At 59.5% G+C, this 18,612-nt stretch carries 15 protein-coding genes; 13 read left to right on the forward strand and 2 right to left on the reverse strand.

The window, feature by feature from the left end:
• Positions 1-287 precede the first annotated feature (287 nt).
• The gene (gene thiI, locus FW800_RS02560; protein ID WP_194439868.1) at positions 288-1,742 is read left to right on the forward strand and encodes a tRNA uracil 4-sulfurtransferase ThiI; all 1,455 of its coding nucleotides are present in this window, start codon (positions 288-290) and stop codon (positions 1,740-1,742) included.
• Positions 1,743-1,881: 139 nt separating this feature from the next.
• Entirely contained in the window at positions 1,882-3,702 is a 1,821-nt protein-coding gene (gene typA, locus FW800_RS02565; RefSeq protein WP_005783945.1) for a translational GTPase TypA, read from the forward strand.
• Between the two features lie 193 nt (positions 3,703-3,895).
• Here the strand turns inward: typA and FW800_RS02570 are convergent, their stop codons facing one another.
• The gene (locus FW800_RS02570) at positions 3,896-4,330 is read right to left on the reverse strand and encodes a YkgJ family cysteine cluster protein (protein WP_003187815.1); all 435 of its coding nucleotides are present in this window, start codon (positions 4,328-4,330) and stop codon (positions 3,896-3,898) included.
• A 237-nt stretch (positions 4,331-4,567) separates the two neighbouring features.
• Between FW800_RS02570 and FW800_RS02575 the strand changes: the two genes are divergently transcribed.
• The 4 genes from FW800_RS02575 to FW800_RS02590 all read left to right on the forward strand — a co-directional run bounded on the left by FW800_RS02575 (position 4,568) and on the right by FW800_RS02590 (position 9,242).
• Positions 4,568-7,018, forward strand: a complete 2,451-nt coding sequence (locus FW800_RS02575; RefSeq protein ID WP_078820070.1) for a glycogen/starch/alpha-glucan phosphorylase — start codon at positions 4,568-4,570, stop codon at positions 7,016-7,018.
• A 182-nt stretch (positions 7,019-7,200) separates the two neighbouring features.
• Positions 7,201-8,211: a class 1 fructose-bisphosphatase gene (locus FW800_RS02580; RefSeq protein WP_032878350.1), complete on the forward strand. Its 1,011-nt coding sequence runs from the start codon at positions 7,201-7,203 to the stop codon at positions 8,209-8,211.
• A 176-nt stretch (positions 8,212-8,387) separates the two neighbouring features.
• On the forward strand, positions 8,388-8,642 hold the full coding sequence (locus FW800_RS02585) for a hypothetical protein (protein WP_005783949.1): 255 nt from the start codon (positions 8,388-8,390) through the stop codon (positions 8,640-8,642).
• Between the two features lie 30 nt (positions 8,643-8,672).
• Positions 8,673-9,242, forward strand: a complete 570-nt coding sequence (locus FW800_RS02590) for a lipocalin family protein (RefSeq protein WP_032878349.1) — start codon at positions 8,673-8,675, stop codon at positions 9,240-9,242.
• A gap of 111 nt (positions 9,243-9,353) precedes the next feature.
• Here FW800_RS02590 and FW800_RS02595 read toward each other — a convergent pair whose 3' ends face one another.
• A complete protein-coding gene (locus tag FW800_RS02595; RefSeq protein WP_446436912.1) occupies positions 9,354-10,718 on the reverse strand; it encodes a formimidoylglutamate deiminase in 1,365 nt (454 codons plus the stop codon).
• Between the two features lie 147 nt (positions 10,719-10,865).
• Here FW800_RS02595 and hutC point away from each other — a divergent pair, with 147 nt between their 5' ends.
• The 7 genes from hutC (at position 10,866) to FW800_RS02630 (ending at position 18,582) form a co-directional block, all read left to right on the forward strand.
• Positions 10,866-11,576 (forward strand): histidine utilization repressor, encoded by a 711-nt coding sequence (hutC, locus tag FW800_RS02600; protein WP_171905445.1) that lies wholly within the window; start codon positions 10,866-10,868, stop codon positions 11,574-11,576.
• A complete protein-coding gene (locus tag FW800_RS02605; protein WP_446436913.1) occupies positions 11,573-12,133 on the forward strand; it encodes a HutD/Ves family protein in 561 nt (186 codons plus the stop codon). Before hutC ends, FW800_RS02605 begins: the two co-directional genes overlap by 4 nt.
• A 405-nt stretch (positions 12,134-12,538) precedes the next feature.
• Entirely contained in the window at positions 12,539-14,209 is a 1,671-nt protein-coding gene (gene hutU, locus FW800_RS02610; RefSeq protein WP_032878345.1) for a urocanate hydratase, read from the forward strand.
• Between the two features lie 148 nt (positions 14,210-14,357).
• Positions 14,358-15,803, forward strand: a complete 1,446-nt coding sequence (locus FW800_RS02615) for a purine-cytosine permease family protein (RefSeq protein WP_103733952.1) — start codon at positions 14,358-14,360, stop codon at positions 15,801-15,803.
• A 69-nt stretch (positions 15,804-15,872) separates the two neighbouring features.
• Positions 15,873-16,838, forward strand: coding sequence for an ABC transporter substrate-binding protein (locus FW800_RS02620; RefSeq protein ID WP_103733951.1), 966 nt, complete (start codon positions 15,873-15,875; stop codon positions 16,836-16,838).
• Positions 16,839-16,909: 71 nt separating this feature from the next.
• Positions 16,910-17,761: an ABC transporter permease gene (locus FW800_RS02625; protein WP_032878340.1), complete on the forward strand. Its 852-nt coding sequence runs from the start codon at positions 16,910-16,912 to the stop codon at positions 17,759-17,761.
• Positions 17,758-18,582, forward strand: a complete 825-nt coding sequence (locus FW800_RS02630) for a quaternary amine ABC transporter ATP-binding protein (RefSeq protein ID WP_050549364.1) — start codon at positions 17,758-17,760, stop codon at positions 18,580-18,582. Before FW800_RS02625 ends, FW800_RS02630 begins: the two co-directional genes overlap by 4 nt.
• Positions 18,583-18,612: the final 30 nt, after the last annotated feature.

Raw genomic sequence — 18,612 nt, forward strand, 5'->3', positions numbered from 1 at the left:
GAATGTGGGTGATGCCGGCGCGGATACTCCGCCAAGGCAACCTGCCTCACAAGAGAGCAAATTACATGCCAGTGCGCCAACATGGTCTTTTTGCCTCAAAATGGCCCCTATAGCGGTGCAATAGGCCAAAGCGCGAGAAATAGCGCACTGCAATGTAGCGTTTATTTGTGTAAATGACCCGTTTTGGTGCATTGCACGTTCGATGCATATTAACTGGTTAAACCTTGAGCGATTTCCGCTATAATCCGCGCCCCCCTTTTTCAGCAGGCCCGGCGCGCGCTGTTTCCATGAAATTAATCGTTAAAGTCTTCCCCGAGATCACCATCAAAAGCCGACCGGTACGGACGCGTTTCATCCGTCAGTTGGCCAAGAACATCCGTGCCGTGCTCCGTGACCTGGACCCGGCTGTGGTGGTGAACGGTGTGTGGGACAACCTCGAGCTGGAAACCCGCATTACCGACGCCAAAGCCTTGAAGGACATGACCGAGCGCCTGAGCTGCATGCCGGGCATCGCGCATTTCCTGCAGGTGGATGAGTACCCGCTGGGCGACTTCGACGACATCACCGAAAAGTGCAAGCAGCACTACGGCAGTGCACTTGAAGGGAAGATTTTTTCGGTGCGCTGCAAGCGTGCCGGCAAGCACACCTTCAGCTCCATGGATGTAGAGAAATACGTCGGCAGCAAGCTGCGTCGCGAGTGCGGCGCCGCTGGAATTTCCCTTAAAGCGCCGCAAATTGAAGTGCGCATGGAAATTCGCGACCAACGGTTGTTTGTGATCCACAGCCAGCACAACAGCATCGGCGGCTACCCGCTGGGCGCCCTGGAACAGACCCTGGTATTGATGTCCGGCGGTTTCGATTCCACGGTGGCGGCCTACCAGATCATGCGTCGCGGCCTGATGAGCCACTTCTGCTTCTTTAACCTGGGCGGGCGTGCCCATGAATTGGGCGTGATGGAAGTTGCGCACTTTATCTGGAAGAAGTACGGCAGCTCCCAGCGCGTGCTATTTGTAAGCGTGCCGTTCGAGGAAGTGCTGGGCGAAATTCTCGGCAAAGTCGATAACAGTCATATGGGCGTGGTATTGAAGCGTATGATGTTGCGCGCCGCGTCCCGAGTCGCCGATCAATTGCAGATCGACGCGCTGGTGACCGGCGAGGCGATTTCCCAGGTGTCCAGCCAGACGCTGCCGAACCTGTCGATCATCGACTGCGTCACCGAGAAGCTGGTGTTGCGCCCGCTGATAGCCAGCCACAAGCAGGACATCATCGACCTGGCAGAGCAAATCGGCACCGCCGACTTTGCCAAGCACATGCCCGAGTACTGCGGGGTCATCTCGGTGAACCCCAAGACCCACGCCAAGCGTCACCGCGTGGAGCATGAAGAGAAAGAATTCGACATGGCGATTCTGGAGCGTGCGCTCGAGAACGCCAAGCTGGTCCCAATCGATCGGGTGATCGACGAGTTGGGCCAGGATGTAAAAATCGAAGAAGTCAGCGAAGCCCTGGCCGGCCAGATCGTCATCGACATCCGTCACCCGGATGCCGCTGAGGATGAGCCGCTGGAAATCGCCGGCATCGACGTGCAAACGCTGCCGTTCTACGCACTGAACGCGCGTTTCAAGGAACTGGATAACAGCCGTCAGTACCTGTTGTATTGCGACAAAGGCGTGATGAGTCGCCTGCATGCCCACCATTTGCTCAGTGAGGGGCATGCCAATGTGCGCGTTTATCGACCGAGCTAAGAGCCCGGGGCTGTTTGCCTGTGGCCTGCGTCACCGGCCCCCCGACTCTGCCGTCAAGCTGTAACGGCAAGGCCTGACTCTACTGTTAATCGCTGCCACGACCTGTCAGCACACCGAATCCTCTGATCGAGATACACAAGTGATCGAAAATCTACGTAACATCGCCATCATTGCTCACGTTGACCATGGTAAAACCACCCTGGTAGACAAACTCCTGCGTCAATCCGGCACCCTGGAGCGCAACGAGCTCAACGACGAGCGCGTGATGGACTCCAACGACCAGGAAAAAGAGCGCGGTATTACCATCCTGGCAAAAAACACCGCCATCAACTGGAACGGCTACCACATCAACATCGTGGATACCCCGGGCCACGCCGACTTCGGCGGCGAAGTAGAACGCGTAATGTCGATGGTTGACTCCGTTCTGCTGCTGGTTGACGCTCAAGACGGCCCTATGCCGCAAACCCGTTTCGTGACCAAGAAGGCTTTCGAAGCCGGCCTGCGCCCGATCGTGTGCATCAACAAGGTTGACCGTCCAGGCGCGCGTCCGGACTGGGTTCTGGACCAGATCTTCGACCTGTTCGACAACCTGGGTGCCACCGAAGAACAGCTGGACTTCCAGGTCATCTACGCCTCGGCCCTGAACGGTATTGCTGGTCTTGACCACACCGACATGGCTGAAGACATGACCCCGCTGTACCAGTCGATCGTCGACAACGTACCCGCGCCGAAAGTTGACCGTGACGGCCCGTTCCAGATGCAAATCTCGGCACTGGACTACAACAGCTTCCTGGGTGTTATCGGCGTTGGCCGTATCGCTCGTGGTAGCGTCAAGCCGAACACCCCGGTTGTCGCTATCGGCGCCGACGGCAAGAAGCGTAACGGTCGTATCCTGAAGCTGATGGGTCACCACGGTCTGCACCGTATCGACGTTGAAGAAGCTTTCGCTGGCGACATCGTATGCGTAAGCGGCATGGACTCGCTGTTCATCTCCGACACCCTGTGCCAGCCGGACAACGTTGAGGCGATGAAGCCTCTGACCGTTGACGAGCCAACCGTTTCCATGACCTTCCAGGTAAACGACTCGCCGTTCTGCGGTAAAGAAGGCAAGTTCGTGACCTCCCGTAACATCAAGGAGCGTCTGGACAAGGAGCTGCTGTACAACGTTGCTCTGCGCGTTGAAGAAGGCGACTCGGCTGACAAGTTCAAGGTCTCCGGCCGTGGTGAGCTGCACCTCTCGGTACTGATCGAAACCATGCGTCGCGAAGGCTTCGAAATGGGTGTTGGTCGTCCGGAAGTGATCATCCGTACTGTTGACGGCGTGAAGCAGGAACCGTTCGAAAACGTCACCATCGACACCCCTGAAGAATCCCAGGGCAAGGTCATGGAAGAGATGGGCCTGCGTAAGGGCGACCTGACCAACATGGTGCCGGATGGCAAAGGCCGTGTACGTCTGGAATACAACATCCCTGCTCGTGGTCTGATCGGTTTCCGTAACCAGTTCCTGACCCTGACCAACGGTGCTGGCATCCTGACTTCGATCTTCGATCGCTACGACACCATGAAGTCCGGCGACATGTCCGGCCGTCAGAACGGTGTTCTGGTATCGGTAGAAACCGGCAAGGCGCTGACCTACTCCCTGGAAACCCTCCAGGCGCGTGGCAAGCTGTTCGTTGAACACGGTCAAGAGATCTACAACGGCCAGATCGTTGGTCTGAACAGCCGTGACAACGACATGGGCGTCAACCCAACCAAAGGCAAGAAGCTCGACAACATGCGTGCTTCGGGCAAAGACGAAACCATCGCTCTGGTTCCACCTGTTCGCTTCACCCTGGAACAGGCCCTGGAATTCATCCAGGACGACGAGCTGTGCGAAGTCACGCCTAAGTCGATCCGCCTGCGTAAGAAGATCCTGGACGAAGGCGAGCGTACCCGCGCTGCCAAGAAAGCCAAGAACTGAGTTAACTCAGGCTGAATGAAAAACGCCCCCGGTCGAAAGGCCGGGGGCGTTTTTTTGTGCCCGCAGTTTGTGTGTCGTCTTTACTGGCCCCATCGCAGGCAAGCCAGCTCCCACATTTGAATGTGTTCCCAAATCAAAATGTGGGAGGGGGCTTGCCCCCGATGAGGCCCTTCAGAACACTACAAAACCCGAGTCAGAATTTATCGAGAGTCTTGAAGTTGGTCTCGCGTACCACTTCCTTGGGCTTGTAAGCGCAATACCCCGGCCGCGGCCCGATTTTCGGGTGGTTGCGGCAAGTATCCGGGCGCTTGTCATAAATAGTGCAGAAGCGCGTCTTACGATCCAGATACAGGCAGTCGTTGTTGCTCATGCGCTGCAGGGTAAAAATCTCGGATTTGTTGTTGTAGCGCTCGACGATGCCTTCTTTCTGCAAACGCTTGGCGATGTTCTTCGGCGGGTCGCCGCGCTCGAACTCGTCGACGATGCCAATGCGGATCAGGTCCTTGATCTTCACCTCAACCGGCAGGGTGCAACAGCTGGACACGCAGCCGCCGCACATGTGGGCGGAATATTTCTGCCACGTTTCGAGACGGTCGAGTTCCGCGGCGGCGATCAGTTGAGGCTTCATCAGGGTTCCAGGGTGGGGCGGTATACGGGCGCGGGATCATACCGGGATTGGTGGTTTTTTGAACAATATTTTGCAGGTTTCAGCTCAAAGGCTTCGCCGCGGCCTGATCGGGCACGACCCCTGCATCAAATTCAGCCAATGGTGAATGAGTTAAAAAACTGCCGAACCAGCACGTCTACCGTCTGTCAGACCGACTAGGCTCTAGCAACTCCTTCAATCTCGCCCGAGGTCGCACCGATGTCTCAGGAACCGCTTGCACGAGAAGCAGAGGTAGCCGCATTCCGCGATGCTGTCTTGACCAAACTCACCTACGCGGTGGGCAAAGACCCGGATCACGCCTTTGACCATGACTGGTTCGAAGCCATTGCCCTGGCCGCCCGCGACCAGATGGTCGATCACTGGATGGACCACACGCGGCGTATTTATCGCAAAGGCCAGAAGCGCGTTTATTACCTCTCGCTGGAATTTCTCATTGGCCGTCTGTTGTACGACAGCCTGAGCAATCTGGGCGTGCTGGAGATCGCCCGTGAAGCGCTGTCGGAGTTGGGCGTCGATCTGGAGCGCATCCGCCTGCTTGAGCCCGACGCGGCGCTCGGCAATGGTGGCCTGGGCCGTCTGGCGGCGTGCTTTATGGAAAGCATGTCGACCTTGGGGATTGCCGGCCATGGTTATGGTATTCGCTATGAACACGGCTTGTTCCGCCAGGCCATCGTTGATGGCTGGCAGCAGGAGCAGACCGAACGCTGGCTGGATTTTGGTAACCCTTGGGAGTTCGAACGCGCCGAAGTGATTTACCCGATCGGCTTTGGCGGCAGCGTCGAAACCCTGGCGGACGCCTCCGGCAAGATGATCCAGGTGTGGTCGCCCAACGAAACTGTCAGGGCTGTTGCCTATGACACCCCGGTAGTCGGCTGGCGTGGCGCCAGCGTCAACACCCTGCGCCTTTGGCGTGCACGGGCAGTGGAAGACTTGCACCTGGAGCGCTTCAATGCCGGTGACCACTTGGGCGCCGTCGCCGAGGTGGCCCGTGCCGAAAGCATCTCTCGCGTGCTTTACCCGGCCGACAGCACTGAAGCGGGGCAGGAATTGCGCCTGCGCCAGGAATATTTCTTCGTTTCGGCGTCCTTGCAGGATTTGCTGCGCCGCCACAAGAACATGCACGGTTCGGTACTTAGCCTGGGCGAACACGCCGCGATCCAGCTCAACGACACCCATCCGTCCATCGCCGTGGCCGAGCTGATGCGCCAACTGGTCGACCTGCATGACGTGCCGTGGGAAGCTGCGTGGGATGTCACCGTCGAAACCCTGTCGTACACCAACCACACCTTGCTGCCCGAAGCGCTGGAAACCTGGCCCGTAGGTCTGATGGAGCGCATGTTGCCCCGGCACATGCAGATCATCTACCTGATCAACGCCCAACACATCGACTCGCTGCGCGCCAAGGGCATCCACGACTTCGACGTACTGCGCGCCGTCTCGCTGATCGAAGAGGACAACGGCCGCCGCGTGCGCATGGGCAACCTGGCATTCCTCGGCTCCCATAGCGTCAACGGTGTATCGGGCCTGCATACCCAGTTGATGCGCAGCACGGTGTTCTCCGAGCTGCACAAGCTGTATCCCGAGCGCATCAACAACAAAACCAACGGCATCACCTTCCGCCGCTGGTTGTACCAGGCCAACCCCAAGCTGACCGATATGCTGGTGGAAGCCCTGGGGCCGGATATTCTCGACCAGCCCGAGCAGCGTTTGATCGAATTGGAGCCGTTCGCCGAGAAGCAGGCTTTCCGCAAGTCCTTCGCTGAACAGCGCCTGCACAGCAAGCGTGCACTGGCCCAGATCATCCATGAGCGCCTGGGTATCGCGATCAACCCGGCGGCGATGTTCGATGTGCAGGTCAAGCGCATTCATGAGTACAAGCGCCAACTGCTCAACCTGCTGCACACCGTGGCGTTGTACCAGGCGATCCGCGCCGAGCCGGGCACCGACTGGGTGCCACGGGTGAAAATCTTCGCCGGCAAGGCTGCAGCCAGCTACCACCAGGCCAAGCTGATCATCAAGTTGACCAACGACATCGCCCGTACCGTCAACAACGACCCGACCGTGCGCGGTTTGCTCAAAGTGGTGTTCCTGCCCAACTACAACGTCAGCCTGGCGGAGAGCATCATTCCGGCGGCGGATTTGTCGGAGCAGATTTCCACTGCCGGCTTTGAAGCATCGGGTACCAGCAACATGAAGTTCGGCCTCAACGGCGCGCTGACCATCGGCACCATGGACGGCGCCAACGTGGAGATGCACGAGCGGGTCGGTGCCGAGCACATGTTTATCTTCGGCCTCAGTGCCCAGCAGGTGGAAGCCCGCAAGCACGCCGGTGAGTTCAACGCCGGGCCGGACATCGCCGCGTCCCATCGCTTGAACGACGTGTTGCAAGCGATCCGTGGCGGGGTGTTCTCGCCGGATGATCCGGGGCGCTATGTGGGCCTGATCGATGGGTTGATCGACTACGACCGTTTCCTGGTGTGTGCCGACTTTGATTCCTACTGGGACGCCCAGGCGCGGGTCGAAGCCCACTGGCACGATTCCAAGGAATGGTGGCGTTCGGCGGTGCTCAATACCGCGCGCATGGGCTGGTTCAGCTCGGACCGGACCATCCGCGAGTACGCCACCGAGATCTGGAAAGCCCTCGACTGACCACTGCGGTTAAAAAATGTGGGAGGGGCAAGTCCCTTCCCACATGGGTTCTGCGATGTTGGAGAGGGTCGTGGCGCCAGGTCGTGAACTCTATTGGCGTTAAATCCTCTGATTAGAGGAAATAACCCTCGACTCGCGTTAAACTGCGCGGGTTTTCAGCCCCCCATTCTCCGGAGCCTTCCATGTCCCGCGTTACCCTGAGTCGCTATTTGATCGAGCAGACCCGCAGCAACAACACGCCTGCCGATCTGCGCTTCCTTATCGAAGTGGTGGCGCGTGCTTGCAAGGAAATCAGCCACGCCGTTTCCAAAGGCGCACTGGGCGGCGTCCTGGGCAGCATGGGCACTGAAAACGTCCAAGGTGAAGTGCAGAAGAAGCTCGACGTACTCTCCAACGAAATCCTGCTCGAAGCCAACGAATGGGGCGGTCACCTGGCCGGCATGGCGTCCGAAGAAATGGACAATGCCTACCAGATCCCTGGCAAGTACCCGAAAGGCGCTTACCTGCTGGTATTCGACCCACTGGACGGTTCGTCCAACATCGATATCAATGCACCGGTCGGCACCATCTTCTCGGTACTGCGTTGCCCGAATGAATACCTGAGCCAGAACGAAGCCCTGAACGAAAAGGCCTTCCTGCAGCCGGGCACCGAGCAGGTCGCTGCCGGTTATGCCATCTACGGTCCACAGACCATGCTGGTGCTGACCCTGGGCGATGGCGTCAAAGGCTTCACCCTGGACCGTGAAATGGGCAGCTTCGTGCTGACCCACGAAGACATTTCGATTCCTGCTTCTACCCAGGAATTCGCCATCAACATGTCTAACCAGCGTCACTGGGAAGAACCGGTGAAACGCTACGTCAACGAGTTGATGGAAGGCGAAGAAGGCCCGTTGAAGAAGAACTTCAATATGCGCTGGGTCGCTGCGATGGTTGCCGATGTGCACCGCATCCTGACCCGTGGTGGCCTGTTCATGTACCCACGCGACAGCCGCGAGCCGTCCAAGCCGGGCAAACTGCGCCTGATGTACGAAGCCAACCCGATGTCGTTCCTGGTTGAGCAGGCAGGCGGTGCGTCCACCGATGGCCACCAGCGCATCCTCGACATCCAGCCTGAAGGTTTGCACCAGCGTGTGGCGGTGTTCCTGGGTTCCAAGGAAGAAGTTGAGCGTGTGACCAGCTACCACAAGAAGTAATACACGGCGATAAGTTATCCACTGTGTTGTGAGGCCGTTCACCCTTGAAGAAGCCCCGAAACGTTTCAGCGTTTTCGGGGCTTTTTTGTTTTCGCTCGTCGGGAACCAGACACCCCTTTTCCCTTCTAAGCTTCTGGCAGATACCCCAGCTGCTTTGTCTCTCCAGGAGCTTTTCCATGTCTTTACGCCGTCTCGCCCTGCTGACTTTTTGCGTGCTCTTAGCCGCTTGCAGCAAGGTCACTCAAGAAAACTACCAGAAACTGTCGGCTGGCATGGCCAAGGCCGAGGTGGAGTCGTTGCTGGGTAAGCCGACCGATTGTTCCGGTGCGCTGGGCATGTCCAGCTGCACCTGGGGCGATAAAAACAGCTTTATCAGCGTGCAGTACGCCGGTGACAAAGTTCTGATGTTTTCCGGGCAAGGCCTGAAGTAAACCGGGGCGCGAGCCTGCGGGAGAAGAAGAATGATGCGTTTTGTTTTGTTCCTTTGCGCCAGCCTGTTTTTGGCGGGCTGCGCCAGCCATTCTGGCGATGATCTGCAACCCAAGACGGCAACCAACGTCAACCTCAAGCGTTACCAGGGCACCTGGTATGAGTTGGCCCGATTGCCGATGTACTTCCAGCGCAACTGCGCGCAGTCCGAGGCGCGTTACACCTTGCTGCCGGATGGCGACATGTCGGTGTTCAACCGCTGCCTGACGCCTGAATGGAAGTGGCAAGAAGCCAAAGGCACGGCCACGCCGCAGGTGCCTGGCAAAACCGACAAGCTCTGGGTGGAATTCAATAACTGGTTTACGTCACTGTTGCCGGGCGTTGCCAAGGGCGATTACTGGGTGCTGTATGTCAGCGATGACTACAAGACCGCCATCGTCGGCAGCCCGAGCCGGCGCTATATGTGGATCCTGTCGCGCACGCCGACGGTGAGTGCCGAGACGCGTGAAGACTTGCTCAGTAGGGCGCGACAGCAGGGGTATGACACTACGCGGTTGATCTGGCGTACTTCAGATAAACAAATGGCCAAGAGTTCGCAGTAATCAAATGTGGGAGGGGGCTTGCTCCCGATGCAGTGTGTCAGCCAGTACATCTGATACTGACACACCGCTATCGGGAGCAAGCCCCCTCCCACATTTGTTAGGTGTTGGCCGTTAGCCCAACAAAGCCTTCAAGACCTGGGTGAATGCCCAGCTGCTGTCTTCTTCGCCGGCATGATGCCCATCCCGCACCACCCATTTGCCATTGACCAGCACGTCGCGCACTTGGCGATCGCCACCTGCAAACAGCCAGCGATTGAGAATCCCATCCTCACTGGCGGTCGCCAGGTACGGGTCGCTACCGTCCAGCACAATCCAATCCGCACGCTTGCCGACTTCCAGGCGCCCGATCGGCTGGCCAAGCGCCTGTGCGCCACCATCCAGCGCAGCATCGAACAGCGTGCGGCCAACCATTGGCTGATCACTGCGATACAGGCGATTACGCCGTTGATCGCGAAGACGCTGGCCGTATTCCAGCCAACGTAATTCCTCCACCACGCTCAGTGATACATGGCTGTCGGACCCGATACCCATGCGTCCACCCTGGGCGAGGAAATCCACCGCCGGAAAAATCCCATCGCCCAGGTTCGCCTCGGTGGTCAGGCACAAACCGGCAATCGCCCGGCTCTTGGCCATACGTGTCACTTCATCGGGGTCGGCATGGGTAGCGTGCACCAGGCACCAGCGTTCATCCACCTCGACATTGTCATACAGCCACTGCAATGGGCGCTTGCCGCTCCAGGCCAGGCAATCGTCGACTTCTTTTTGCTGCTCCGCGATATGGATATGCACCGGACAAGTCTTGTCACTGGCGGCCAGGACGTCGTGGATTTGCTGGGGGATGACGGCGCGCAGAGAGTGGAAACACAGTCCCAGTCGCTGCGCGGGTTGTGCCGCCAGGATCGGCTGCAAGCGTGCTTGCAGGTCCAGGTAGTTTTCGGTGCTGTTGATAAAACGGCGCTGGCCTTCATTCGGCGCCTGGCCGCCGAAGCCTGAGTGGGTATAGAGCACCGGCACCAACGTCAGGCCGATCCCGCTGCTGGCGGCCGCCAGGCTGATCTGGCGCGACAGCTCGGTACGGTCGGCGTAGGGCTGGCCGCTGACATCGTGGTGCACGTAATGAAACTCGGCCACCGAGGTGTAGCCGGCCTTGAGCATTTCGATATACAGCTGGCGGGCGATGACCTGCAATTGCTCGGGGCTGATCTTGCCGACCATGCGGTACATCAGGTCGCGCCACGTCCAGAAACTGTCATTGGGGTTGCCAGCCACTTCGGCCAGACCTGCCATTGCGCGCTGGAAGGCATGGGAATGCAGGTTTGGCATGCCCGCCAATACCGGGCCCCTGAGCCGTTCGGCAGCGTCTGCACTGGCATTGGGCTCAACCTGGGTCAGCAGGCCATCGGCGCTGACTTCAAGACGTACATCGTTGGCCCATCCATTAGGCAGCAGCGCGCGTTCGGCAAAGAAAGCGGACATGATCAAGGCACCCCGGTCGTGTGTTTATTTGTATATACATATACAGACGTTTGCCTGCTCGGTAAACTCCGGCAATCTATGCATCTTTTTCCCCTGCAAGGATTCCTCGTGCCGACTCCGCCTGCCAAGTCTTCGCTGGCTGCCCACATGGACGAAAGTCCGGCGCCCTTGTATGCCCGCGTCAAACAGATGATCAGCCAGCAGATCCTCAACGGCAACTGGCCGCCCCATTACCGCGTGCCGTCGGAAAGCGAACTGGTCAGCCAGCTGGGTTTCAGCCGCATGACCATTAACCGCGCCCTGCGTGAGCTTACCGCCGAAGGTCTGCTGGTGCGCATGCAAGGCGTGGGTACGTTCGTGGCCGAGCCGAAGAGCCAGTCGGCGCTGTTTGAAGTGCACAACATTGCCGATGAAATCGCTTCCCGCGGGCATCGGCACACGTGCCAGGTCATCACCCTGGGCGAAGAGGCCGCGGGTTCCGAACGCGCCGTCGCGCTGGAAATGCGTGAAGGTGGGCGCGTGTTCCACTCGTTGATCGTGCATTACGAGAACGATATTCCCGTGCAAATCGAAGATCGTTTCGTCAACGCCCTGGTTGCGCCGCAATATTTGCAGCAGGACTTCACCCAGCAAACCCCCTATGCCTATCTGAACCAGGTCGCGCCGTTGACCGAGGGTGAGCATGTGGTCGAAGCGATCCTTGCCGACGCAGCCGAGTGCAAGCTGTTGCAGATCGAGCCGAGCGAGCCGTGCCTGTTGATTCGCCGTCGCACCTGGTCGGGTCGCCAGCCGGTAACCGCTGCGCGATTGATCCACCCCGGTTCCCGTCACAGCCTGGAAGGACGTTTCAGCAAATGAGTACAGTGAAGGTCTGGCGCGCCGCCGACTACGTGCGCATGCCGTGGAAAAACGGTGGCGGCAGCACCGAAGAAATCAGCCGCGACGCCGGCACCGGCCTGGATGGATTTGGCTGGCGTGTGTCGATTGCCGATATCGCCGAGTCGGGTGGTTTTTCCACCTTCGCCGGTTACCAGCGCGTGATCACGGTGATCAAGGGCGCGGGCATGGTGTTGACCGTGGACGGCGAGGAGCAGCGCGGCTTGTTACCGTTGCAGCCGTTCGCGTTCCAGGGTGAAAGCCAGGTTTCCTGCCGCTTGATCACTGGGCCGATCCGCGACTTCAACCTGATCTACTCGCCCGAGCGTTACCATGCACGGTTGCAGTGGGTGGATGGTGTGCAGCAGTTTTTCAGCACGGCGCAGACGGTGTTGGTGTTCAGCGTGACGGATGAGGTGAAGGTGTTGGGCGAGAAGCTCGGCCATCACGATTGCCTGCAAGTGGACGGTAACACTGGGCTGCTGGAGATATCGGTCACAGGCCGTTGCTGCCTGATCGAACTGACCGCACGCGGTTAAAAAATGTGGGAGGGGGCTTGCTCCCGATAGCGGTGGTTCAGTCAATTGATAGGTGACTGATAAACCGCTATCGGGAGCAAGCCCCCTCCCACATTTTGTTTTGTGTGGTCCATAGATCTGTTTCCAACCCGCGCACCAATTTGTTACCGAATGCCCCAGCGTGATGCAAAGCTTCGCTGCCGTGACAAATTTCCCTTGCTGCAAAAAACCTCCGTAAGAAATTTCATCAAGCGTTGAAGCCTTGATTTACAAGGCTCGCACGCCCCGTACAAAAAAATCCCAACCACTCCCGGCTAAAGTTGGCCGCTCGATTGCATATGCTTGTACATACAAGTAAAGATGTGTGCGTAAGAGCTTCCTTCGCACCATCCATGTTCGCGCATCGATCGCCGAGGAGTCCTAGCAGTGACCAAGTCTACAAAATACCGTGACGTCGAAATCCGCGCCGCCCGCGGTAACAAGCTCACCGCCAAAAGCTGGCTGACCGAAGCGCCGCTGCGCATGTTGATGAACAACCTCGACCCACAAGTGGCCGAGAACCCCAAGGAACTCGTGGTTTACGGCGGTATTGGCCGTGCGGCGCGCAACTGGGAATGTTACGACCAGATTGTCGAGAGCCTCACCCATTTGAACGATGACGAAACCCTGCTGGTGCAGTCCGGCAAGCCGGTCGGCGTGTTCAAGACCCACAGCAACGCCCCGCGCGTACTGATCGCCAACTCCAACCTGGTACCGCACTGGGCCAGTTGGGAGCACTTCAACGAACTGGATGCCAAGGGCCTGGCCATGTACGGCCAGATGACCGCCGGCAGCTGGATCTACATCGGTAGCCAAGGCATCGTCCAGGGCACCTATGAAACCTTCGTCGAAGCTGGCCGTCAGCACTACGATTCAAACCTTCAGGGCCGTTGGGTCCTCACCGCTGGCCTCGGCGGCATGGGCGGCGCGCAACCGTTGGCCGCGACCCTGGCCGGCGCCTGCTCGCTGAATATCGAGTGCCAACAGGTCAGCATCGACTTCCGCCTGGCCAGCCGCTATGTCGACGAACAAGCCACCGACCTCGATGACGCCCTGGCGCGCATCGCCAAGTACACCAAGGAAGGCAAGGCCATTTCCATCGCCCTGCTGGGCAACGCCGCCGAAATTCTGCCAGAGCTGGTCAAGCGTGGCGTGCGCCCGGACATGGTCACCGACCAGACCAGCGCCCACGACCCGCTCAACGGCTACCTGCCGGCCGGGTGGACCTGGGACGAATACCGCGCCCGCGCCAAAACCGAGCCGGCTGCCGTGATCAAGGCCGCCAAGCAGTCCATGGCCGTGCACGTCAAGGCCATGCTGGAATTCCAGAAGCAAGGCATCCCGACCTTCGACTACGGCAATAACATCCGCCAGATGGCCCAGGAAGAGGGCGTGGAAAATGCCTTCGACTTCCCGGGTTTCGTACCGGCCTACATCCGCCCGCTGTTCTGCCGTGGCATTGGCCCGTTCCGCTGGGCGGCGCTGTCTGGCGACCCGCAAGACATCTACAAGACCGACGCCAAAGTCAAAGAGCTGATCCCGGACGACGCCCACCTGCACAACTGGCTGGACATGGCCCGCGAGCGCATCAGCTTCCAGGGCCTGCCGGCACGTATCTGCTGGGTCGGCCTGGGCCAGCGCGCCAAGCTCGGCCTGGCCTTCAACGAAATGGTACGCAGCGGCGAGCTGTCCGCCCCTGTGGTGATCGGTCGTGACCACCTGGACTCCGGTTCCGTATCCAGCCCGAACCGCGAAACCGAGGCCATGCAGGACGGTTCCGATGCCGTGTCCGACTGGCCACTGCTCAACGCCTTGCTCAACACCGCCAGCGGCGCGACCTGGGTCTCGCTGCACCACGGTGGTGGCGTGGGCATGGGCTTCTCTCAGCACTCAGGCATGGTGATCGTCTGCGACGGTACCGATGAAGCGGCCGAGCGGATTGCGCGGGTGCTGCATAACGACCCGGCGACCGGGGTGATGCGTCATGCCGATGCCGGTTATCAGATTGCTATCGATTGCGCCAAAGAGCAGGGCCTCAACCTGCCGATGATCAAGTAAAGGCTGGCTCGGCCCTTGTGGGAGCTGGCTTGCCTGCGATGCAGACGACGCGGTCTGTCAGTAGGGCCGAGGTGATGCTGTCGCAGGCAAACCAGCTCCCACAGAAGAGCAATCGGCGCACAAAACAATCCATCAGAGGTTGAACAACATGGCTGCAAACGACACCACCCCGTTGATCGAAAGGCGTTCGATCGACTACATCCCGGAAGCGGAAAGACACGGTCGTCTATTGAGCCAGTTCACCCTATGGATGGGTGCCAACCTGCAGATCACCGCGATTGTCACCGGGGCCCTGGCCGTGGTGCTGGGTGGTGATGTGTTCTGGTCGTTGATCGGCCTGCTGGTCGGTCAACTGATCGGTGGCGGGGTCATGGCGCTGCATGCGGCGCAAGGCCCCAAGCTTGGTTTGCCGCAGATGATCTCCAGCCGGGTGCAGTTCGGTGTGTATGGTGCGGCTATCCCGATCGTACTGGTGTGCTTGATGTACCTGGGTTTTACCGCTACCGGCACCGTGCTGTCGGGGCAGGCGCTGGGCCAGTTGTTCGGGGTCAGCGACAGCGTCGGTATCCTGATTTTCGCCAGTGTCATTGTGCTGGTCACCGTGCTGGGTTATCGGGTGATCCATTTCATCGGCCGTGTCGCCAGCGTCATTGGCGTGATTGCCTTTGTGTACCTGTTCAGTCGGTTGATGAGCCAGACCGACGTTGGCGCGCTCCTGCAAATCCGACATTTCAGCTGGAGCAGTTTTCTTTTGGCCGTGTCGCTTGCGGCCTCCTGGCAGATCGCTTTCGGCCCCTATGTGGCGGACTATTCTCGTTACCTGCCGAGCAACACGTCGTCGGTGAAAACCTTTCTCGCCGCTGGCGCGGGTTCGGTCATCGGCGCGCAGGTGGCAATGGTACTCGGCGTGTTCGCTGCGGCCATGTCCAATGGCCAATTTGCCGGGCATGAAGTGGCCTACATCGTTGGCTTGAGCGGCACGGGGGCCACCGCTGCATTGCTGTACTTCAGCATCGCGTTCGGCAAGGTCACCATCTCCACGCTCAACTCCTACGGCAGCTTCATGTGCATTGCGACCATCATCAGCGGCTTTCGTGGTCGCCTGGAGGTCACGCGTGTGCAACGCCTGGTGTTCGTGCTCGCCATCGTCGGTACGGCAACCCTGATCGCCTTGCTTGGCCAGCACTCGTTCCTCGGTGCGTTCAAGTCGTTCATCCTGTTCCTGCTGGCGTTTTTCACGCCCTGGAGCGCGATCAACCTGGTGGATTACTACTGCATCACCCGCGAGCGCTATGACGTGCCGGCACTGGCCGACCCGAACGGTCGCTATGGCCGCTGGAACCTCTTGGGTATCAGTGTCTATGTCTTCGGCGTGCTGGTGCAGTTGCCGTTCATCTCGACCAAGTTCTACACCGGCCCTTTGGTGGCCGCGCTGGGTAACGTGGACATCTCCTGGATCATCGGCCTGGTACTGCCGGCGGCCCTGTATTACGTGTGTGCGAAAAAATGGCACGGCACGGTACCCGATCACCTGATCCTGCCGACAGAGCAGGGCGCTTTACCCACAACAAACGGGCTGGCTGCACAAGCCTGATGGGACGTGGACAGGGCAGGACGCCTACTGACTGCCGTAATCCATTTCATGATTGGGAGCGTCACAACAATGACTATGAATAAGACCTTGCTGGCTACCTTGTTCTCAGCGGGCTTGCTGGCAAGCGCCGGCGCCCAGGCGGCCGGCTGGTGCGAATCCGGCAAGCCGGTGAAATTCGCCGGCCTGAATTGGGAAAGCGGCATGTTACTCACCGACATCCTGCAAACCGTGCTGGAAAAAGGCTACGACTGCAAAACCGACAGCCTGCCAGGCAACTCCATCACCATGGAAAACGCCTTGGGTAGCAACGACATCCAGGTCTTCGCCGAAGAGTGGGTAGGCCGCAGCGAAGTCTGGAACAAGGCCGAGAAGGCCGGCAAAGTCGTCGGTGTAGGTGCCCCGGTGGTCGGCGCGGTGGAAGGCTGGTACGTGCCGCGTTATGTGATCGAGGGCGACGCCAAGCGCAAGCTGGAAGCCAAGGCCCCGGACCTGAAAAGCATCGCCGACCTGGCCAAATACGCCTCGGTGTTCAAGGACCAGGAAGAGCCCTCCAAGGGCCGTTTCTACAACTGCCCGGCCGGCTGGACCTGTGAGCTGGACAACAGCGAAATGCTCAAGAGCTACGGCCTGGAAAGCACCTACACCAACTTCCGCCCAGGCACCGGCCCGGCGCTGGATGCGGCGGTGCTGTCGAGCTACAAGCGCGGCGAACCGATCCTGTTCTACTACTGGTCACCGACACCGCTGATGGGCCAGGTCGACCTGGTCAAGCTGGAAGAAAAGCCCGGCGTGGATAAGAGCGTAAGCATCAAGGTCGGACTGTCCAAGACCTTCCACGAACAAGCGCCAGAACTGGTGGCCGTGCTGGAAAAGGTCAACCTGCCCATCGACCTGCTCAACCAGAACCTCGGCCGCATGGCCAAGGAGCGAATCGAGTCGCCGAAACTGGCGAAAATTTTCCTCAAGGAACATCCTGAAGTCTGGCACGCCTGGGTGAGCGACGACGCAGCCAAGAAAATCGAAGCGGCCTTGTAGGTCAAGTGTGCACGGCTACCCTCAGGGGTGGCCGAGCGGCTGGCCACAACCCACTGGATCGAGAGCACGATATGTTTCCTGAGAGTTTTACGTTTTCCATCGCCGACTGGGTCAACGGTTGGGTGGACTCGCTGGTCACCAACTACGGCGATGTGTTCCGGCACATCTCCGACACCCTGCTATGGGCCATCGTCAACCTGGAAGGCCTGCTCCGCATGGCGCCCTGGTGGCTGATGCTGGCCATTGTCGGGGGCATCGCCTGGCACGCCACGCGCAAGCTGGTGACCACAGCGGTGATCGTCGGTTTGCTGTTCCTGGTGGGCGCGGTTGGCCTGTGGGACAAGCTGATGCAAACCCTGGCACTGATGATGGTCGCCACGGTGATCTCGGTGCTGATCGGCATTCCCCTGGGCATCCTGTCGGCGCGCAGCAATCGCCTGCGTTCGGTGCTGATGCCGCTGCTGGACATCATGCAGACCATGCCCAGCTTCGTGTACCTGATCCCGGTGCTGATGTTGTTCGGCCTGGGCAAGGTGCCGGCGATTTTCGCCACGGTGATCTACGCCGCGCCGCCGCTGATTCGCCTGACCGACCTGGGCATTCGCCAGGTCGATGGCGAGGTCATGGAAGCCATCAACGCCTTTGGCGCCAACCGCTGGCAGCAACTGTTCGGCGTGCAACTGCCGCTGGCGCTGCCGAGCATCATGGCCGGGATCAACCAGACCACCATGATGGCGCTGTCGATGGTGGTAATCGCCTCGATGATCGGCGCCCGCGGCTTGGGTGAAGACGTGCTCGTCGGCATCCAGACCCTCAACGTCGGCCGTGGCCTGGAAGCCGGGCTGGCGATCGTGATTCTCGCAGTGGTCATCGACCGCATTACCCAGGCTTATGGCCGCCCACGGCATGAGGCGAGCAAATGACGACTGTCAGCAAAATCGAAGTAAAGAACGTCTTCAAGATCTTCGGCGCCCGTTCCAAGGACGCCCTGGCGATGGTCGGCCAGGGCAAGACCAAGGACCAGGTACTGGCCGAGACCGGTTGCGTGGTCGGCGTGAACGATCTGTCCCTGAGCATCGGCACGGGTGAGATCTTCGTGATCATGGGCCTGTCAGGTTCCGGCAAGTCCACCCTGGTGCGCCACTTCAACCGCCTGATCGATCCCACCAGCGGCGCGATCCTGGTGGACGGCGAAGACATCCTGCAACTGGACATGGAAGCCCTGCGCCAATTCCGTCGCCACAAGATCAGCATGGTGTTCCAGAGCTTCGGCCTGTTGCCCCACAAGAGCGTGCTCGACAACGTCGCCTACGGCCTCAAAGTGCGCGGTGAAACCAAGCAGGTATGCGCTGAGCGCGCCCTGCACTGGATCGAAACCGTGGGGCTCAAGGGCTACGAAAGCAAATACCCACACCAGCTTTCCGGCGGTATGCGCCAGCGTGTGGGCCTGGCCCGCGCCTTGGCCGCAGACACCGACATCATCCTGATGGACGAAGCCTTCAGCGCCCTCGACCCGCTGATCCGCGCCGAAATGCAGGACCAGTTGCTCGAGCTGCAAAAGACCCTGCACAAGACCATCGTGTTTATCACCCATGACCTCGACGAAGCCGTGCGCATTGGTAATCGCATTGCGATCCTCAAGGACGGCAAGTTGATCCAGGTCGGCACGCCGCGGGAGATTTTGCATTCGCCGGCGGACGAGTATGTGGACCGGTTTGTTCAGCGGCGGGCGGCGGTGGTCTGACGGACGCCATCGCAGGCAAGCCAGCTCCCA

The organism is Pseudomonas sp. 910_23 (assembly GCF_052850795.1).